The following is a 21,012-nucleotide window of genomic DNA, read 5'->3' on the forward strand; positions in this document are numbered from 1 at the left end:
CTGATCCAGAATGCCTCGTAATCTAAAAAAAATTTATCCCATAATCCCTTACTTGCCCAGCGATTAAAGCGATTGTAAGCAGTTTGCCAAGGGCAAAGTTCTTGAGGAATATCACGCCATGTCGCACCCGTACGTAGTTTCCATAAGATGGCTTCCATGATATTTCTACTGTTTTTTGAACAGTAACAACCGTGTAATCGCATAGTATCTTGAATTTGCTGCCAAATATCATCGGTGAGAAGAGTACGTGCCATTGAAAAAATGTAGAAATGAAAAGAGCTTAAAGGAGGATTTTAAGCATTTAAAACCAATTCTTCAAATGAGGACACGCCCTAATAGAAAAAAGGTTTTATTTCCATTTAAATTGGAATTTAAATAAGAATAATTTTTATTAAAATTAAGTTTTCTCGAGGATTTTATATTAATAATTTACAATAACTTGCTTATATTTATACGTGATAAATAATTTTATGTAAGACATGATTCTAGTTAATTAAATGAATATTTATGGTACATAAATTACACTTTCAATACATTAATTACATAAAAAACATAATAAATAACAAAAAAATCTACCAAAGAAATAAAGTTAAAAATACACATTTCATTGCAACTTTGTGCTGAATAATGAAGTAATCAAAGTGAGTCACTCAAAATCACGCACCCAGTTTCAAGCTAGAAAACGAGATTCTTCTCTGCATACAGCATTGAAGTAAACACTAGAGCTTGTTCGATTTGTTTTGATCAAAGTGTTCCTGAGATGATGCTGACCTCTAGACAAGACCTATATATTCAAGCCTAACTACTGCAGGTTGATATTTTTCAGCTTTCCAAACCATTCCCTTGAAGATAGAAATTTAAATGTTGTGATCCTAAACACAGCAGGCATTCCTGTTTAAAAACTGCGGTTGTAGTCTCCTTCAAAGATTCGATATTTTATAAACCAAAATCACTTCTAAGTTGATTTCCCCATCATCGTGCTGTGTATTTTTAAGATGCATCTCCTCAATTAAACCTAGTAAAGCCCAGCAGATACTGACAAGAAGTTTTCAGCTCATGTATGTCTTATCCAATCTCAAGTGAATAAAAAAGCCAAATTTCATAAAAATTTGGCTTAAGTTTTTAAATTAAAATATATTTTTATTTAGCGTTCCTGCAATGCCTGCTTCATACGGGTAATCGGCTTGATCAGGTATTGAAAGATGGTTTTTTCTCCAGTCTTGACATCCACACTGGCAATCATACCGGGAATAATCGGCATAGATTGTCCATTTTTATCCATCAGTGAATTTTTATGGGTTTCCACTAAAATCCGATAGTAGGCCTCATCTGGATTTAGATTCAGTTCACTTGGTCGCGCCTTGTCACGTAAGGTATCAGGACTAATCAGGGTTACTTTACCTTCTAATCCACCATACAGCGAATAATCATAAGCCGTAATTTTTACAATTGCATCTAGCCCCGGACGGACAAATGCCACATCTTGCGGACGGATATAAGCTTCAACCAGTAATTTATCATCCAGAGGAACAATTTCCATAATGTCTTGTCCTGCCTGAACCACGCCACCCAAGGTATTGATTTTGATATTTTTCACAATACCCCGTAATGGTGCCCGAATTAAGCTGCGGTCTACAGGATCAGCACGCATTGCCATATTTTCTTTGGCCTGTGCCAGTTCAGATTCAATGCGGACCAGCTCGTTGTTGGCATCGGCCGCATACTGGTTGCGTTTTTCATTGATTTGCAAAGCTAGATCTGAAGACTGCCGACGCATACGCAGCAATTCAACTTCTGACATCACCCCTTCTGCGACCATTGGTGCAGTAATCCCAATTTCCCGGTCCAGCATGGCTTTACTTTGCTGCAAACCGGATACAGCATCTTCAACTGCACGACGACGGGCTTCATAAGCGGCACGTTCACGACGCTGCAAGTCCGGACTAATCCCTGCAGGAAATTCAATGGCGGTACCATAAGATTCTGCTCGCAAGCGAGCTGCCATGGCTTCCAGGTTGGCAACCTTAGCCTCACTTTCACGCAATACTGCGGCACTCCGAGTATCATCCAAAGTGAGGAGAATTTGCCCTTTTTCGACCACATCACCTTCTTTGACCCGCATTTCCTTGATGGTTCCCGGGTCCAGGCTTTGTACAATTTGTTCGCGACTGGTCGGAATGACACTGCCTTGCCCCCGAGTCACCTCTTCAACCGTACTGTTATAGGCCCAGATCACAAATACCACCAAAAACACAAACAGCAAACCAATCATCCAAAATAGACCGGTATGCTTTTCTTTTTGCAGGGCGGCATTCAGATCATTCACCAATTTCAGATCTTTGGAATGTATCTTTTCAGATGACTTGGTTGGATTATCCTTCATACATTTTACTCAATATTATGTGTGTCGCTGGCTCGGGCTTTATTAATTCAAGTCAGATTTAGGCCATCGGATGCTCTGTTTCAGCTATCTGGGCGGCATTCGTATCAGGCTGCGTCGGACTGTTGGTTGCCACTGAACCCGCCATAGCCGCAGGTCGAATCACCCGTTGTGTCGCTGTACGTGCTTTTTGCTCATTTTGTGTCAACTTTTTAAGCACGGCATCACGCGGTCCATCCATGACAATTTTGCCTTGATCCATCACCACAATTCGATCGACAATGCTTAACACCTGCATCCGGTGAGTCACAACCAACAGAGTTTTGTCTTTACACCATTGTCCCAGAGCTTGTAGCGCCTTCTGTTCTGTGCCTTGATCCAGCCCTGTAGTGGGTTCATCCAGAAGCACCACTTTTGGATGACGCAAGGTCAGACGCGCCAAAGCAATAATCTGTTTCTGCCCGCCAGATAATCCCTGTCCATCCTCTCCCAAGGGCATGTCCAGACCTTTAGGATGGTTTTGAATCATCTGTTCCAGACCAAAACGTTTCAGCGCATTAATCAAATCCTGATTACCGCTAAAACCATCCTGACGGGCCAGATCCAGATTTTCGCGCAAGCTGCCTAAAAATAAGCGCGGCGACTGTCCCAGCATCGCGATCTGGTTGCGCAGATAATTCGGATCAAGCTGTCTTAAATCCACGCCATCTAAAGTGACATTGCCCTGACTCGGAGTAAATAAGCCACTGGCCAGTTTCAGCATGGTGGTTTTACCACTGCCAATTTTACCCAAAATCCCGACTTTCTCACCCGGCTTCAACTGCAGACTGACATTTTTTAATACTTCTGGCGTATCTGCCTGGTATTTAAAACTGACCTGCTGCACATTCAGCGCACCTTCAACCCTATCCAGACTGATATATTCACGCTCTGGATCACGCTCAATTTTTCGGTCAATAATGCTTTGTAAACCTTGCATCCCCACTTTGGCTTGTTGAAAGCGAATCGCCAAGTTCGCAATTTGCGCCAAAGGAGCCAGCGCACGACCCGATAAAATCACGGCGGCAATCAACGCCCCCATGGTAATTTTAGAATTGGCATCCGGACTATGAATCAGATAAGTACCGACGATCACCAAAATCACCGTATTAAGTTGCTGAATACCAACCGAAAAGTTCACTACAAAATTGCTTAAATCACGGGTTTTAATGCTTGAAGCTGCACTACGGGCTGTATAAAAATCCCATTTTTCTTGCGCCCAGCTGGCGGCATTATTGGTTTTTAAGGTTTCAATCCCTTCAATCGCCTCAACCGCCAGACCTTGTCGTTGTGAGCCTTCACGCATGGACTCATTGATATAACGTGCAAGAGGACCTTGTGCCAAAAAACCCACCAACATCACAATAGGGATCAGAATTAAAGGCACTAAAGCTAATTTCCCAGCAATCAGCCAAATCACGGTGATAAATAACAGTAAGAACGGCAAATCCACCAAAACCAGCAAACTGGCACTGGTCATAAAGTCACGTACCGACTCAAACTCACGCAAGTTGTTAGCATAAGCCCCTGAAGAAGCAGGTTTTTCCGACAAATCTAGGCTCATCACCCGTCTAAAAATCGCCGAGCTGATGATCAGGTCTGCTTTTTTCCCTGCAATATCGGTTAAATGTCCACGAATCATCTTGGCAACAAACTCAAAGAAAATCGCCAAAATGACCCCGATACTCAGCACCCACAGCGTTTCATAAGACTTGTTTGGAATTACACGGTCATAGACGTTCATGACATAGAGCGAACTAACCAATGCCAGAAAGTTGATAATGAAAGTCGCCAAAATGACTTGATAATAATAGGAACGGAAACGCCAGATCACCTTCCAGAACCAGGCTTTAGGCATATGATATTCGGGTAATTCTGAACGTAAATCACTGGCCAGTTTTGGCTTGATAAACCAGCAATATCCCAGATACAGCTCATTCAGTTGTTGTTGAGTGAGTTTCTGCTTTAAACCATCGGTCTGCTGAATTTCATAAACTCGCTCATCCCCCACACCATCAATATGGGTAATCACTGCTGCATGTTCATCCTTGAGCACAATCACCACAGGCATGGCTAAGGACGGAATATCCTGCAAATTTCGCTGTGCCAGGGTATTGTCAAAACCATGAGTTTTTAACACTTCACCCAATGAATGATAATTGACCTGTAGGTTCTGATCCTGGGTGACCTGTGCCATAAGCGTAGCAACAGAAATAGGTGTTCCCAGAAGCTGGGTCACTAAAGCGATATGTTCGATAATTGATTTCATGATGTTTTAACAACCTTTTTTATTCTGTCGCAATGCTGGATTAAAAGTTAAGGCTGTATCGACCAGGTCGTGTTGCTCGAACCCATCGCCCATGTTGAGATTTTCCCCTGTGCCCGTAAATACGCCAGGGCTGCCATACGAAAATCATTTTGTGCCGTTACATAAGCCATTTCCACTGCAGACAGCTCATTATAGGCATTCAGTACATCAACCAAAGTTTTTCGTGCAATCTTAAATTGCTTTTCATTGGCAATCACTACATCACGTGAAGCTGCAATTTGTTGTCGGGTAATCTCCATTGTTTGTTTGCTTTGAAACATATCAATTTCTGCAGTTCGGGCACGTTCTTCTATATCTCGCTGAATTTGCCCTAATCGTGCATTTGCTGCCACAATCGATTGTCCACCCTGCTCCACTGAATATTTTGTCGCTTGATTAAACATATCCCACGACATGCTCAAATAAACTTGACGATCTTCAGTGGTAACATTTCCTTCTAAATTAATACTTGGATAGCGTTTGGTTTGACGATATTTATGTTCGGATCGGATACTGTCCAATTCAGCTTGTTGTGCCTGAAAAGAGGGATGCTGGCTGGGATGGGTCAAGCTATAACGATTCACAACATCCGTGACGGAAAGATCGGCAAATGGATCACGCAATCCATCTGGGGAAACATCAGCTGTATATTTTTTCAGATTACTTAAAGCAAAGCCCAGCTCACGCTGTAAACCGCTGATCATATGTTCAACCTGCATCTGCCGGGCTTTAGCCTGAATCAGTTCAGAACGACGTCCCTGATCATATTTCACAATAATCCCAATATCTTGGGTGAATTTATTGTGGCGTTCCAGACTCCGGTTTTGTACAACTAAGGACTCTTGGGCACGCAAGGCTTTAATATATTCACTGCCAATGGTGTAGCCTAATTCTTCTGAAGTTTCACCAATTTTTTCATGAAAATACGCTGATTTGCTTTTATCACGCTCGACTTGCGCACTAATGGCTCCAAAAGAATATAAATTCAGGGTGCCACGTAAACCCGGAGTGAAGTCTTCACTGGCATAATCAGTACGATCTTTATGGGATTGACCCAGGACTTGATTTGCGGTCACTGCCAAAACTGGATAATGCAAGGCATGTGACTCTTTAACTTTACTGATCGCCGCTTGCTCATTGGCTTGCGCTTCAATCATCAATGGATCTTGTGTTAATGCATTCTGTAGCAATATTTTGAGATCCGCTGCATAAACCGGGGAAGTCAACATTAATGTGGTGAACAGCACCATCACCTGATTTTGAGGATATCTCACAACAGATCTATGACTTTTTTTCATATTCAACTTTAAGTGATTATTACATAAAAAATAATGATGACTTTCAATAATTAGCTTTAAGATTTCTACTGTGTTCTAATCAAAAACTCGGTATTAACCATCCAAATTAATGTGAAAAATATCACATTAATTAGAGCATTTTCGGATTTTAAAGCAACAACTCATTAAAATACAGACTAAACACATGAAACTTTCATTAATTTTTTGCTCTATTATCAAGTGACTATATTTTTTAAGTAGGTAACTTTATCCCCTCTTTTTTCCGGAATTTTAATTCTATTCCTCAACAGTAAGCCTCTTACATCAATGATGCAAATATCCATTTTTTGATCATGATTTGTACCGTCAACTTGCAGGATTTATACATAATTTATGTATAAAATCGATCAGCTCAAAGAAACTGAATCCTATCTCTTTCCCAGATCCAAAGCAGACACCTTGTCCGCCTGAGTTTGAGTATAGTGAACAATTTTCTGGATTATTTTAGCCTATAAACTTACATTCAACGCAATATCATCAATTTGTCCAATAATTTTATTTTCCAGCTTTTTGCATTATTTTTATCCATTCTAAAATGGATAAAAACAGCTGTTTTATAGACGTTTAACACAAAAATTAAAGTGATAAGTCAAACAAAAAAATGACTCATAATACAAATAGAAATTGATTAAAAAAATCCCCGCACAAGGCGAGGATTTTTTTAATCTATACTTTTTAACAGGTAATTATTTACCGCCAAAAACGTATGATACACCTACACGACCACCAACTTCATTACCGCCGGCAAAACCTACCGCAGCACTTACAGAAGTACGACCGTCAGCAAATACACTAGCAAGACCTAGAGCACCTGCAGATTCACCTTCATAGTGACCTACACCACCAAAGACAGCAAACTGACCAGCACCAATGTTAGGAATTTGTTGTTGCGCAGCTAATGCAATAGCAATACCACGGTAAGAAGTTTTCTCTACATCATCTACACGTGTATTTAATTGGTTAACACGACCACTGACATCATTGTAGTATGATCGTACTTGACCAAGGTTTGCTGCGTCAGAATCCGCAACACCATTTGCAACATTAGATACAACGGTATTATTGGCATTCAAACCATTTGCAGTGATAGACACACCATCTACAGAAATTTCACCCGCACTAATTATCGTTGAACTAGTTGTACCCGCAGCTCTAGCGCTAGCACCTTCCAATGTCACTGTTTTTTCTAACTTAATTCCAGAAACATCGTCTGTACGTTGTTGTGTAGTTGTGGTTGCAGCACCAGCAGCAGTGATATCTGTATTTGCTTGAGTCAGCTGATTAGATTCCTCAATACCAAATTTATCTACGACTGTTGTTGCGCTCTTAGCCAATACAGTTTGAGAGCCATCACCCGCAACATTGGTTTCAGAACCATAAACTGTCAAGGTTGCGCTTTCATCACTACGTTGTTCATCTTCATAACCACGAACAACCGTTGTAGAGGTGGTTACACCAGCCTGAGTAGTGCTTAAACTTTCTTGACGCTCAGCAGCCTCTGTAGACAGAACAGCTTGTGATGCTAGCAAACCAGTAACCGTGTTGAACTCAGTTGATGCAAATTGACCATTAGTTGCATAAGTATCTGAATTACCTGTTACAAGATCAGTACGTGTTGTGCTCTGTGAATTGGAACCAGTTTCAGTACTATTTATATCACCAGCTTGATAGATTGTTTCCTGACTATTCGATGCCCATTGTGATTCTTCAGTCTGTGTAGCAGAAATATAAGAAGATGTACCGTTTCCATTTTCAGTTACAACAAGACCTAAATCACTAGCACCTTCAGCATACAATTTTTCATTGCGTTGCCAGTTATCTTGAGCAGCAAAAGCTGTATTAGCCAATAGATCTTCTTGAGTCCATTGATATGATTCTGTCTGGTTGGTTTCTTCTACCAATTCCTGACCAGGTTTATATTTAGTGGTATTTTCAGCATCTTGATGTGCATAAGTATTAATCTGAGCTGCTGTTGCAACACCCTCAACATCAGCAAATGTAACACGTTGGTTTTCGTAGGTATTAGAACGAGAACCCTCCCACTCTTTATCAACTACATTCTCATTATAAACGGTAATTGCTTGATCAGAAGTCCATTTATCAGAGTCAACAGAACCATCTTCATAAGTCGTAGTATATGAATCTAGTGATGAATCTGTAGATTTATAGAACTCATCTTCATTATAACGCACTGACTCTGTTGAATTTGAGGTATTCAATTGGTTATACGTTGCATTTAGACTCAAACTGGTTGGATCAGCTGCATCAGCAACCTGTACCTCAGTACGGATTTCTTGACCATTTTTATCCAAGCCCAGAACTACATAATGATGGATATCACCATTATCATCTACCCACTGATTAACATCATTCAGAGTAATTGGCGAACCGTCAAATTTACGGGTGAAGCCTGAAACCACCTGATCTTGTGGATTAGTAGAGACCACGACTTCAGAACCAATAGTAGTTTCATCACGTAGATCATTACGTACTAAGTCACGATCAACTTCAATATTTTCCTGCATATTCGCAGCATAGTTTAATGATTCATATTGGTTGTTTGTGATTTCATGAACTAAATTTCCGTTCCCATCAACAGTTTTTTCATGATATTTTGAATCGTAAAGCGAACTTTGTAATGCAGTATCTTCCCCATTATAGTACATACTGCCCAACAGCATTGGCTGATTACCGCCTAAATAATCATATGGGAAAGGGATTTCCTGATTACCAGTTGCTTTTACAATATTATAATTTTCACCTTCCGCATTATGGGTAGGTTGATAATATGCGTCCTGCTGGTTTAGCTCATAAGTACCTGTGGTAATGCTATCAGTATTGAGCTGACCATCTTTTTCTGAAACTTCACGTGACTTCCAGCTTGCATCAAGGTTAAGCTGACCTTCCCAAGCCAGATTGGATTTACCATCATTATAGACGGTTAAATCACTTGTTCCATTCTGGTTATTGTAGCTTACAAAATTATCAAAGATATCAGTTTGCTGGTAACTATTAGATTGCTGACGAGAGAGTTCCAAATCTTTTACACTAACATCATCATAATTGGTATATGTCGATGTCCGAGCGCGGGTTACTTCTTCAATATTAGACAATTCTACATTATCACCTTGTCCTTTAAAGGTAACAAAATCACCAGAAATATCATCATATTGGTAGTTAGCATCTTGCTCGGTAGAAGAACGGCTACGTTCTACAACCAGTAACTTACCATCAGGACCACGGCTAGTCTCTACGCCATTTTCAACATCTGAATTATATGCCGTTAAATTAAAATTACGCTCATTGGTATCTTCTAACACCACATAACTGGTTTGACCATCAACCTGTACTGGTTGACCGTTTGTATCATAAGCAACAGCATTGTCTTTATAGCTATTGGTTCGAGTACTTTCTACCGTACGATCCAGTACCTGATCATCGTTATAGTCAATTTCTGTTCTGCTACGCGTACCTGTTCGCTCATAAGCACCCGCAACTTTAGTAAGATCATCTTGAACAAACTCAAAAGTCGTATCAGCTAAACGTGTTTCTGTTCCAGGAATTTCATTACCATTAAACAAAGCAACATTTGTTTGAGCAGTCCGAGTAACTGTACCTGTTTTTTCACTAAAGCTACTGTTTTCTACAGAGCGAGAAACTTGGGTGTCTGTATTTGTAATATTAGTATCAACATGATCATTTGTTTCACGTAGTAAACCTGCACGTGTTTCCTCATATTCATACTTATTGAATAAATTAGGGAACTGAGCAGGAATTTGAACCTTTGTGGTTGCATTTAAAATGACTTGCGAATTGAGCACTTCTTCAACGCGCTGAACCGTAGATTGATTCACATCAGTAGTTACTGTTTCCGTTCCTGTGCTTTGCAAGTATAAATTAGCTGTATCAGAATCATAATTCCAACGTGTCAGTGGATTTTCTACTACTGCAGCGAATGTTGTTGTACCTGCCATAGTCATGAGCGCAGCGGCTAATGCTGATTTCTTAAATGTCATAGATTTGTCCTCTTTCAATTCTTATAAAAAGACTGGTTTACCCTAGGATGTTTGCAAACCAGCAAAACTGGGACGAAAATTTGGATACTGAAAAATTCCGTTCAGAGCATCAATTTCGTACAAGGGCATAATATACAAAAAGAAACATCTTTATCAATCAAAATTTGATTTATATTTATAATAACTACATATTTCTTAGCAATATAAACAATATAACAATAATTAAATAGATTAAAATCATTTACTTAAAATAAAATATCAAAAATCATATCAAAATAATTTAAATCAATATTTGATATATTTTGTAACTATGAGGTATTTTTTTAGGCGATAAATCAAACCAATAAGATCAATTTATAATTTTTTAGCGGTGGCATCAGTTAGCGTCATCTACCAGTCAATTTTTATGAAAACAACTCGATTTAAATTAAGCCTGTGACATTTGCTGGGCAAAAAAATAGCGAGAAAGTAAAATTTAATCACCAAACCAAATTCACTTCTCGCTATGACTCGCACAACACTGACAGATCAACACTGGTCTAAGCTGAAAGCCTTACTGAGCAATACCCCTCACCCCAAATTCTGATATTTATCTCAAACAAAGCACAGTGATCAAAAGATAATAAGTTATTAAAAGTATTTAACTTAATTTCTTTTGATGCCGATCTGGAATGGGTATTTATTGATGCAACCCATGTGCGTGCTCATCAGCATGCCACAAGCATCAGAACCCAAGCTATTTCAAAAAGCATGGGTGGTAATAGCTCTAAAACTCATTTAACAGTAGATTCAAATGAGAACCCTATTCAATTTCTAATTCATGACGGTACAAATCATAATGTGAAAGTAGCAACAGCCTTGGTTAATCCCATAGATCTAAAAGATACTGATGTGCTTTGTACAAATAAAGGATATGATGCGAACTTAATTTAGAGAAAAAAATACAAAAAACAATGACTAAAGCAAATATCTTACAAAATTCAAAACCCAATCGCATAATGATTACAAGGATTGGTACTTATATAAAATTAGAGACTTAATTAAGAATATGCTTCAGCTATTTAGAAACAATACGACAGGTTATGATAAGCCAAAGAGAAACTATGAAAGTTCTGTTGCCTTAGTTTGTGTATTTATTTGGCTACCATTATGAATGATTAACAGGCCCCCAAATAAAAAACCATGCAGTGATTAGAGATCTATTGCATGTACAAATTAATTAGCACTGTTAGACTCTAGAAGATACAAACTTTCGCCATCATTGAATCCAGCATTCTAGTCATTTCATCAAGGATCAAAATCACATAAATTAAATGGAAAACTGTAGCACCACTCTAAAAAGAGCACTGGAAATTATAATTGTGCTAATCAATTTTTTTAATACTACACATAAAAATGTGAATTTACATTTACTCATCAGAATGCAAAAAACCATTTAAAATACTCTTAAAAGAGATGGGGATTTTATTTAGCTTATTACAGCTATTTTTGTAAAATCAAGCTGACTTTAAAACATCAAATGGAAACTTTTGGATACAAATTAAACTATCAAAGACTTTTTTAGATATTGAAATTAATTTACCTTTATGGAGTAAAAGTATTACAATAGCACAACCTATTCGCAATATAAAAAGTGTATAATAATTGCATCTTTGAGGTTTATTTTAGATCATGAGCAATCAACAGGAAAAAAAACTTTTTGCTGAACGCCTAACTCAGGCTTTATCAGAAGCCAAACATCCGATTAGTCCAACTTATTTGTCGAAAGAATTTAACTGTCGTTATGATGGTCAACCAATTTCCGTACAATCAGCGAATAACTGGCTGCTTGGCAAGGCTATTCCTGGTCAGGATAAATTGTCGCTATTAGCATTATGGTTAAATGTTTCTAAACAATGGTTAAGATTTGGTGATCAAAAACTAGCAGATGAAACATCTACACTAACAGAATCACAAAGTGTTGAATTAAACTATTTTTTAAAATTCAAAGCCCTAAAGAGTGCACACAAAGAAATTATTCAAAACTTAATTGATGAGTTTAGCCAAACTAATTAGGATTGATTGGACAGCATTTTCAGAAAAAATTGCTTTTCTTGTTGGTAACTTTGTATCTGATCTTCATAGTCCCTCAACTTTCGATATAAACCTTTCAACTCTTCAGCGCTAATCATTATCAGCTCCGATTTCAGAACTACCCTCTTATGTTCTTTAGCTCTTGTATTCAAATCATTCATGCTAAATGTCAACTATATTTTGGAGAAATTATTAACTATTATAAACTGATTACACAGTCACAATAATATCACTATTTAACAACATTTATACATCAGATTATGATAAAGATCACACATATTCAGAAATACTTATTATGTTCAAGATCCCCTCTATACACTTAACTCTGTTTAAAATATCAACAGAAAAATCATACGTTCCTGATGTGAAATTTATCTTATGTTCATTCATCCTATCACAAAATAAATTAACAGACAGGATACAAAAGTCGAAGATTTTTTACTGAAATTGTTAAAATTTATAACACTTATAAATAAATATACCAATAAAAAAACATCCTTCAAGCCTAAACCTGAAGGATGTTTTTAACATGTATTGGAAAGCTGAGTAATGAATGAGCCAGACGAATTACATCATACCGCCCATTCCACCCATGCCGCCCATATCAGGCATAGCAGGTTTATCTTCAGGGATATCTGTGATCATGCATTCAGTCGTTAACATTAAAGCAGCAACAGAAGCAGCATGCTCAAGTGCAGAACGCGTTACTTTTGCAGGGTCAAGAATACCCATTTCAAGCATATCGCCATATTCACCAGTAGCAGCGTTATAACCAAAGTTACCTTCGCCATTTTTCACAGCATTGATGACTACAGATGGCTCATCACCCGCATTCGCTACGATTTGACGAAGCGGAGCTTCAATAGCGCGACGTAAAATGTTAATACCAACATTTTGGTCATCATTGGCACCAGTTACACCGTTAAGCGCAGAAGCTGCACGTACCAGTGCAACACCACCACCCGCAACTACACCTTCTTCAACCGCAGCACGAGTTGCATGAAGCGCATCGTCAACACGGTCTTTCTTCTCTTTCATTTCAACTTCAGTTGCTGCACCAATTTTAATTACTGCAACACCGCCAGCCAATTTAGCAACACGTTCCTGAAGTTTTTCTTTGTCGTATTCAGACGTAGATTCTTCAATTTGCGCACGGATTTGTTGAACACGTTCAGCAATCTGGTTTGCATCGCCAGCACCATCTACAATCACGGTGTTTTCTTTAGATACTGTTACTTTATGTGCAGTACCCAAATCTTGAAGTGTAGCTTGCTCTAAAGACATACCCACTTCTTCAGAGATCACAGTCGCACCAGTCAAGATCGCGATATCTTGCAGCATTGCTTTACGACGGTCACCAAAACCTGGCGCTTTCACTGCACATACTTTAATGATGCCGCGCATGTTGTTCACAACTAGAGTTGCCAACGCTTCGCCTTCAACATCTTCAGCAATAATAAGAAGAGGTTTACCTGTTTTAGCAACCGCTTCGAGTACTGTAATCAATTCACGGATATTGCTGATTTTTTTATCAACCAGAAGAATGAACGGATTTTCAAGTTCTGCAGTCAAGGTATCTTGTTTGTTGGCAAAGTACGGGCTGATATAACCACGGTCAAACTGCATACCCTCAACTACGTCTAACGCATCTTCAAAACCTGAACCTTCTTCAACAGTGATCACGCCTTCTTTACCAACGCGTTCCATTGCTTGAGCAATCAGTTTACCCACAGTTTCGTCAGAGTTTGCAGAGATCGAACCGACTTGTTCAATTGCTTTCGTGTCAGACGCTGGTTTAGCAGTGGCTTTGATGTTTTCCACTACAGCTTTCACTGCAAGGTCGATACCACGTTTCAAGTCCATTGGGTTCATACCCGCAGTCACTGACTTGATTCCTTCGTTCAAGATTGCTTGAGCCAATACGGTTGCAGTTGTTGTACCGTCACCTGCGATGTCATTGGTTTTTGAAGAAACCTCACGAACCAGTTGAGCACCCATGTTCTCAAATTTGTCTGCAAGTGAAATTTCTTTCGCTACAGTTACACCATCTTTAGTGATATGTGGTGCGCCAAAAGAACGGTCGATCACAACATTACGACCTTTAGGGCCTAAAGTCACTTTTACCGCATCTGCAAGTACGTTTACACCTGCAATCATTTTAGCGCGAGCTGAATCACCAAATTTTACGTCTTTAGCTGACATGGTTTACTCCAAATATTTTAATTTTCAATAAGCTGAATAAATAATCAGGTCTGAATTTTCCGGCTCAGGATTAACCTTCAAGCACCGCTAAAATGTCAGACTCTTTCATAATAAGAAGCTCTTCGCCTTGTACTTTTACAGTGGTACCCGCATAAGTGCCGAATAATACTTTGTCGCCAACTTTTACATCTAAAGCACGCACACCGTTGTCAGTAATCTGACCATTACCTACTGCAATGATTTCACCTTGAGCCGGTTTTTCAGCAGCAGAACCTGGAAGCAAAATACCGCCAGCAGTTTTAGTTTCTTCTTCAACACGACGAATAACTACGCGATCATGTAATGGACGAATGTTGCTCATTGGAAACTCCATCAGACTAAGTCTTTTATTAGTGAAGTAATGATGACTTTGTTATTCCATCGGTCATCATCAAATAATTTCGATGACACTTTTGTGGGGATGGAAAAAAACGCTTCAAGGGGCAAACAAAAAAAATTTGCTGTTTTTTGTATTTTTTTTATTCAAATCCGATATTTCTGCATTTAATCAGCACTTTCTTCTTTTAACACAAATTCTTTTTGCTGATTGTTAAAATAATAATGCTCTACATCAGCATTTGGATAAATCAGATTCAGACTGTTGGGTAAGCCCCGATGCAAACGGTAAGACGTTGCAGTTCCCGCATGAATATCCAGCACCGGATGGTCTACCCCTAAATGGTAAATCTGGTTCAGATCATACACCGCTGATTGATGCAGATGACCATGCAACAGGCCATTTAAACCACTTTGACTCCAAGATTCCAAAGCCATACGCCCCAGCATTGGACAATCCTTGATCCCATGCGGATTATCCGGCGGTGTATAAAATGGCTGATGCGCCACAATAAGTTTGATTTTACGCTTGGGAGCCATCATCAGCCTGTGATCAATTTGCTGAATTTGCTCTAGGGAAATATGTCCGCGCGTATGATAACGCCGTCGAATACTGTTGACGCCAATCAGATAAAAATGCTTGGTTTCCAACACAGTTTCCATATGACCAAAGAAAATTTTATAGCGGGTAAAGGGACTGAATATCCGGTTCCAGACATGGTACAAGGGAATATCATGATTTCCAGGCACCACCAGATAGGGTAGATTTAAACTTTCCACAAACTGTTTGCAGTCATAAAACTGCTTATAACGGGCGCGCTGGGTTAAATCCCCGCTTACAACCACAGCCTCCAAAGGATGTTGCTGACAAAAGAGACGAATTGCAGCCATACAGGCCGGTCTTTCCGTACCAAAATGCAAATCAGATAGATGTAGAATCATAAGGAACCATTATTTTCAATGCATGCTTGCGTACGGAAATATGCAGCGGGGGCTGCATTTCCACAATCTCACCATCCAGTGCAAGAGTCAGTTTTTTGGCTTTGGAATGTATTTGCACCTTGTCGGCAGAAAAGCTATACACATCTGGTGCATGATCAAGATTGCCTCGAATCAACTGCCATAAAATTTTAAATAAGGTGGGTTTATCGCTTTTTGCCACAACGACCCCTGCGACTTTCCCCAATTCAGCACATTTGGCAATGCGTAAATTCATCTCTGCCAGTTGCAGCTGATTATTGCCAAAAAAAATCAGCGGAGTTTTGACGGGATATTTTTTACCGTCAATTTCCACTTCCAGTTTCAGTTCTTTGCGATCACGAATCAGTACATCTAGCGCTGAAGTATAAGCATGTAAAGCAAAACGGCCAAAACGCTGGTTATAGAGTTCACGCCTTTGTATGAATAAGGGATAAAGTCCCAAGCTGGCATTATTTAAATAGATATGATCATTAATTTGCGCCACATGAACTGCACGGATTTGTCCTGTCGCGATAACATCGGCCGCTTTGAGCAAATCAAGTGGAATATGCAACAAGCGGGCAACATAATTGAAGGTTCCCAAGGGAAAAATACCCATAGGAATCTCGGTGCCTATCAATTTAGTAGCCACCGTATTGAGTGTACCATCCCCACCCGCAGCAACCACAATACCAATTTCGTCTGCCTGTAGATGGCGTGCGATGATTCTGTCCATAAAACTGCTAAAATCTGTTTCAGCACTAATTTCAAATGCCTGAATCTCATAACCATAAGCTGTTAAATTTGTCATAAGCGGCTCATAGATTTCATCTTTATTGGCTGCATGAAATCCTGATTTTTCATTATAGATAAGGGACAAAGGCTTGGCAGAAACTGACATTTTTACTACTTTTTTGAAGCAATTGCTCTAATTTCGTCCAAATTATCGACAATTGAAAGCATCTTTATGTAAAATTCGAATTACCACCATTTATTAAATCAATAGCGATCACCACAAAAATAACAACATTAAACCATTGTTTTTTAAATAAATAATTTAAATAAATAACACTCATAAAACTAGTAAATGGATCAATTAATAAACGAACAATGTTTTAACTTATTGTTTTTAATGATTTTAAAAAATAAATATATAATATTCCAATCTATTTCAGCTACTTCTTTAGTCTTATTTTTTTTATGATTTTATGCTTTAATACAGCCACTTTTTTTTATATTTTCATCTTGGCGATGTATCCCATTGCCTGGATTGTACTTTGTACATTTGAATCGTACATATTTGAGATAGGCCTCACCATGACCCAAGTGAACGCACCAGAATTCGTTCGTAACCCTAAGCTTATTGCATGGGTGGAAGAGATTGCTAAATTAACCAAACCGGCAAAAATTGAATGGTGTGACGGTAGCGCAGAAGAATATCAACGTCTTATTGACTTGATGATCGCTAACGGCACTATGCAAGCACTTAACCCAGAAAAACACCCTGGTTCTTACTTGGCAAATTCAGATCCTTCTGACGTTGCTCGTGTTGAAGGTCGCACATTTATCTGTTCAGAAAAACAAGAAGACGCAGGTGCGACAAACAACTGGGAAGCGCCTGCTGAAATGCGCGCTCGCCTGAACGGTTTGTTTGATGGTTGCATGAAAGGACGTACCATGTACGTGGTTCCTTTCTCTATGGGTCCTTTAGGTTCTCATATTGCACACATCGGTATTGAGATAACCGACTCTCCTTACGTAGCAGTAAGCATGGCTAAAATGGCTCGTATGGGTAAAGCTGTTTACGAGGTACTTGGTACTGATGGCGAATTCGTACCATGTGTCCACACTGTAGGCGCTCCGCTTGAAGAAGATCAAAAAGACGTAGCTTGGCCTTGCAACCCAGAAAAATATATCGTGCATTATCCAGAAACTCGTGAAATCTGGTCTTATGGTTCAGGTTACGGCGGTAACGCATTGCTTGGTAAAAAATGCCTGGCATTACGTATTGCATCCTCTATGGGCCGTCAACAAGGCTGGTTAGCTGAACACATGCTGATCCTTGGCGTAACCAATCCACAAGGTGAAAAACACTACATCGCTGCTGCATTCCCATCAGCTTGTGGTAAAACCAACTTTGCAATGTTGATTCCACCAGCAGGTTACGAAGGCTGGAAAATTGAAACTGTAGGTGATGATATTGCCTGGATCAAACCAGGTGAAGACGGTCGCTTATATGCAATCAACCCAGAAGCTGGTTTCTTCGGTGTAGCACCTGGTACCAATACCAAAACTAACCCGAACTGTATGGCAACTTTAAGCCACGATGTGATTTACACCAACGTTGCCGTGACTGACAACGGTGAAGTATGGTGGGAAGGTCTGACTAAAGAAGTACCTGCTAACCTGACTAACTGGAAAGGTCAACCACACGTTGCTGGTGAAAAAGCTGCGCATCCAAATGCACGTTTTACCGTTGCTGCAGGTCAATGCCCTTCAATTGATGCTGACTGGGAAAATCCGGCAGGTGTTCCAATTTCTGCATTCATCTTCGGTGGTCGCCGTGCAGACACAGTTCCTCTAGTTTCAGAAGCAATCGACTGGGTTGACGGCGTGTATAAAGCTGCAACCATGGGTTCTGAAACCACTGCAGCTGCTGTTGGTCAACAAGGTGTTGTTCGTCGTGACCCATTTGCGATGCTTCCATTCACCGGTTACAACATGGCTGACTACTTCTCTCACTGGTTAGAAATGGGTGAGAAAGTTGGTGCGAAAGCTGCAGCTGCTGGCAACAAGCTTCCTGGCATCTACAACGTAAACTGGTTCCGTCGTGATGCTGAAGGCAACTTCGTATGGCCTGGTTTCGGTCAAAACATGCGTGTTCTTGAGTGGATCATTGACCGTTGTGAAGGTCGTGCAGATGCTGTTGAAACACCAATCGGTCGTGTTCCAACTTACGAACAGCTGAACTGGACTGGTTCTGACTTCACTAAAGAACAGTTCGAGATGGTGACTTCTCAAGATAAAGATTTGTGGATCAAAGAATTTGAAAGCCACTCTGAATTGTTCAACAAACTGGGTGACCGTTTACCAGAAGCGTTGAAAAAGCGTCAAGCTGAACTTTTAGCTGCAGTTCAATCTGCTTAATTGCTAAATAAAAAAAGGCCGCACAAGCGGCCTTTTTTTTAACTATTTATTTAATAATAAGATTGTATAACTTAACAACAGCCATAAAAGGGGAAACTTTATGTTAAAAACACTCACACTGACTGCCTGTCTGCTTAGCATGTCTACTTTGGCAATAGCCAAACCCGAGACACCAGAACAGCCTGCTCTTCACATTTGTGCAATCAAAGGTACACCTGACTCTAGCCAGTTTCAGATCAAAAAGCGCATTAAAGTGGCTAAAGGGACTTATGGCAGCGTAGAAGAACTGTATTCACGTTTTGCAGAACGTGCCCATCAAGTCGGTGGCAACGTGGTCATTAACTACAATGCCAGCCAGAGATTCGGTTTCTGGCCTTGGCGTTTTGTACGCCCCGTGGTTTGGGGTACAGCCGTGAAATGGAATACGCCGGTAAATTGTAAAGAACTCGGCGGCGTTGAAATTTAAGTACAGCCCACCGCTGAAACTTGATTGAAGATCACAACTAAAACTTGCTGTACCCAAAAGATCGCTCAGGCGGTCTTTTTTCTTGTTGAACTACTTCAGCTGCAGTATCGCTTGATCTTGTCAGCAGTAACTTTAAAAGATATTGATCCAGTTGCTGTATTTCATCGCTACTAAATTGAAAACCGAGTTTGCTTCTGCGCCATAAAATATCCTCACTTGTTCTCGCCCACTCTTGATCCACCAGATAGTCTACCTCTCTCGCAAACAGTCCATGACCAAAGTTTTCACCCAATTCATTGATGCCGGAAATATCCTTTAAAAATACCCATACCCTTGAACCATAAGCATGGGCCCAGCGCGAAGCCAATGGCAAAGAAACATCATCAATGCCCTGCATAAGCTGCTGTATTAACAGCTCAATTGAAACCAGGTTTTCCGCACCCGGTAACAATGCTTTTTCAGTCCAGGAACTATGCATGTCAGGAAAGTTCGGTGCCAAATGCACCATTGCTGCTTCTGCCAGTTTTCGATAAGTGGTGAGCTTGCCGCCAAATACCGAGAGTAAAGGTGCATCACTTTCCTGCGCATGCGATATTGCCAAAGTGTAATCTCGGGTAACAGCCGATGGATTATCCGACTCGTCATCACACAAAGAGCGCACACCTGAATAGGTATATAAAATATCCTTAATCGTCAGCTGATGCTTAAAATGATCATTATAAACATCCAGCAAATAATCCACTTCCTGTGCGGTGATTTCGACCTGATCAAGATTGCCCTGATACTCATGATCAGTAGTCCCAATCAAGGTATATTGCTCCAGATAAGGAATCGCGAAAACAATACGCTGATCATCATTTTGCAGAATGAAAGCTTTATCGCCCTCATAAATTCTAGGCACGATAATATGACTGCCCTGAACAAGACGTAGACCATGTGGTGATTGCTGTTTTAAATTGTGCTCAATAAACTGATTTACCCAGGGGCCGGCAGCATTGACCAGGGTCTTTGCCTGTAGCTGATAACTGCCCTGTGCATGTTCCAGATGGATGTTCCATAATCCGTTTTCACGGTAAGCAGCTGTGCAACGCGTTTGTGTGGCAATTTTGGCACCCAGCTCATGGGCCTGCATGGCATTTAAAACCACCAAGCGCGCATCATCCACAGTACAATCCGAATACTCAAAACCCTGCGTCATTTCATCTTTTAAAGGGCTGCTGGCCGGATCAAAATGAATATGCCGGGAAGCAGCTAATTTTTTCCGCTTGCCCAAATGATCATAAATAAATAAACCGGTCCGTATCAGCCATGCAGGACGTAAATGCGGCTGATGCGGCATGATAAAACGTAATGGACGAATGATATGCGGCACTTTGGCTAGCAGGATTTCCCTCTCCAGCAAAGCTTCATGTACCAAACGGAATTCTTTATATTCAAGATAGCGCAAACCGCCATGAATCAACTTACTGCTGGCAGAGGAAGTATGGCTGGCGAGGTCATCCTTTTCACATAAAAAAACCGACAAACCCCGTCCTGCAGCATCAACGGCAATACCCACGCCATTAATGCCACCACCAATCACCGCTACATCATAGACCGGATGACTCACTAGCATGTCCACCTCCTCTAATCCTGTTCAGACAGTAAACTTAAATTTCTTGTTATCTCAAGAAACCTAACACTATTTAAAGTGAAAGGACACCAGATAA

At 40.1% G+C, this 21,012-nt stretch carries 12 protein-coding genes and 2 pseudogenes; 4 read left to right on the plus strand and 10 right to left on the minus strand.

Annotated features, from left to right (window positions below; genetic code table 11):
• From GTU69_RS10350 to GTU69_RS10370, 5 genes are all read right to left on the minus strand, one after another.
• On the minus strand, positions 1-254 hold a 254-nt coding region (locus GTU69_RS10350; RefSeq protein ID WP_166169863.1), incomplete at its 3' end, for a transposase.
• A gap of 890 nt (positions 255-1,144) precedes the next feature.
• Positions 1,145-2,383: an HlyD family type I secretion periplasmic adaptor subunit gene (locus GTU69_RS10355; RefSeq protein ID WP_166170304.1), complete on the minus strand. Its 1,239-nt coding sequence runs from the start codon at positions 2,381-2,383 to the stop codon at positions 1,145-1,147.
• Between the two features lie 58 nt (positions 2,384-2,441).
• Complete coding sequence (locus GTU69_RS10360; RefSeq protein WP_166170306.1) at positions 2,442-4,688, minus strand: type I secretion system permease/ATPase; 2,247 nt, start codon at positions 4,686-4,688, stop codon at positions 2,442-2,444.
• Between the two features lie 47 nt (positions 4,689-4,735).
• On the minus strand, positions 4,736-6,001 hold the full coding sequence (locus GTU69_RS10365) for a TolC family protein (protein WP_166170308.1): 1,266 nt from the start codon (positions 5,999-6,001) through the stop codon (positions 4,736-4,738).
• A gap of 749 nt (positions 6,002-6,750) precedes the next feature.
• Entirely contained in the window at positions 6,751-9,645 is a 2,895-nt protein-coding gene (locus tag GTU69_RS10370; protein ID WP_166170310.1) for a YadA-like family protein, read from the minus strand.
• 940 nt (positions 9,646-10,585) lie between these two features.
• Between GTU69_RS10370 and GTU69_RS10375 the strand changes: the two are divergent.
• Together GTU69_RS10375 and GTU69_RS17045 are read left to right on the plus strand one after the other, a co-directional pair.
• A pseudogene (locus GTU69_RS10375) lies at positions 10,586-11,233 on the plus strand (transposase).
• Between the two features lie 518 nt (positions 11,234-11,751).
• Positions 11,752-12,135 carry a hypothetical protein gene (locus GTU69_RS17045; protein WP_180042314.1) on the plus strand — a complete coding sequence of 128 codons (384 nt, stop codon included), beginning with the start codon at positions 11,752-11,754 and terminating at the stop codon, positions 12,133-12,135.
• A gap of 585 nt (positions 12,136-12,720) precedes the next feature.
• Here the strand turns inward: GTU69_RS17045 and groL are convergent.
• From groL to GTU69_RS10400, 4 genes are all read right to left on the minus strand, one after another.
• Entirely contained in the window at positions 12,721-14,355 is a 1,635-nt protein-coding gene (gene groL, locus GTU69_RS10385; protein WP_166170312.1) for a chaperonin GroEL, read from the minus strand.
• 70 nt (positions 14,356-14,425) lie between these two features.
• Positions 14,426-14,716: a co-chaperone GroES gene (locus GTU69_RS10390; protein WP_016167026.1), complete on the minus strand. Its 291-nt coding sequence runs from the start codon at positions 14,714-14,716 to the stop codon at positions 14,426-14,428.
• Between the two features lie 182 nt (positions 14,717-14,898).
• Positions 14,899-15,672 carry a metallophosphoesterase gene (locus GTU69_RS10395; protein WP_166170314.1) on the minus strand — a complete coding sequence of 258 codons (774 nt, stop codon included), beginning with the start codon at positions 15,670-15,672 and terminating at the stop codon, positions 14,899-14,901.
• Complete coding sequence (locus GTU69_RS10400) at positions 15,653-16,591, minus strand: diacylglycerol kinase family protein (protein WP_166170316.1); 939 nt, start codon at positions 16,589-16,591, stop codon at positions 15,653-15,655. Before GTU69_RS10400 ends, GTU69_RS10395 begins: the two co-directional genes overlap by 20 nt.
• 416 nt (positions 16,592-17,007) lie before the next feature.
• Here GTU69_RS10400 and GTU69_RS10405 point away from each other — a divergent pair, with 416 nt between their 5' ends.
• Together GTU69_RS10405 and GTU69_RS10410 are read left to right on the plus strand one after the other, a co-directional pair.
• The gene (locus tag GTU69_RS10405; protein WP_166170318.1) at positions 17,008-18,837 is read left to right on the plus strand and encodes a phosphoenolpyruvate carboxykinase (GTP); all 1,830 of its coding nucleotides are present in this window, start codon (positions 17,008-17,010) and stop codon (positions 18,835-18,837) included.
• A gap of 139 nt (positions 18,838-18,976) precedes the next feature.
• Complete coding sequence (locus GTU69_RS10410) at positions 18,977-19,303, plus strand: hypothetical protein (RefSeq protein ID WP_240921624.1); 327 nt, start codon at positions 18,977-18,979, stop codon at positions 19,301-19,303.
• Between the two features lie 139 nt (positions 19,304-19,442).
• On the opposite strand, the pseudogene glpD reads toward GTU69_RS10410, so the two are convergent.
• Positions 19,443-20,918: pseudogene (glpD, locus tag GTU69_RS10415) on the minus strand (glycerol-3-phosphate dehydrogenase); the annotation flags it as partial.
• Between the last annotated feature and the right edge of the window lie 94 nt (positions 20,919-21,012).

The organism is Acinetobacter sp. SA01, assembly GCF_011319235.1.
GTDB lineage: Bacteria > Pseudomonadota > Gammaproteobacteria > Pseudomonadales > Moraxellaceae > Acinetobacter.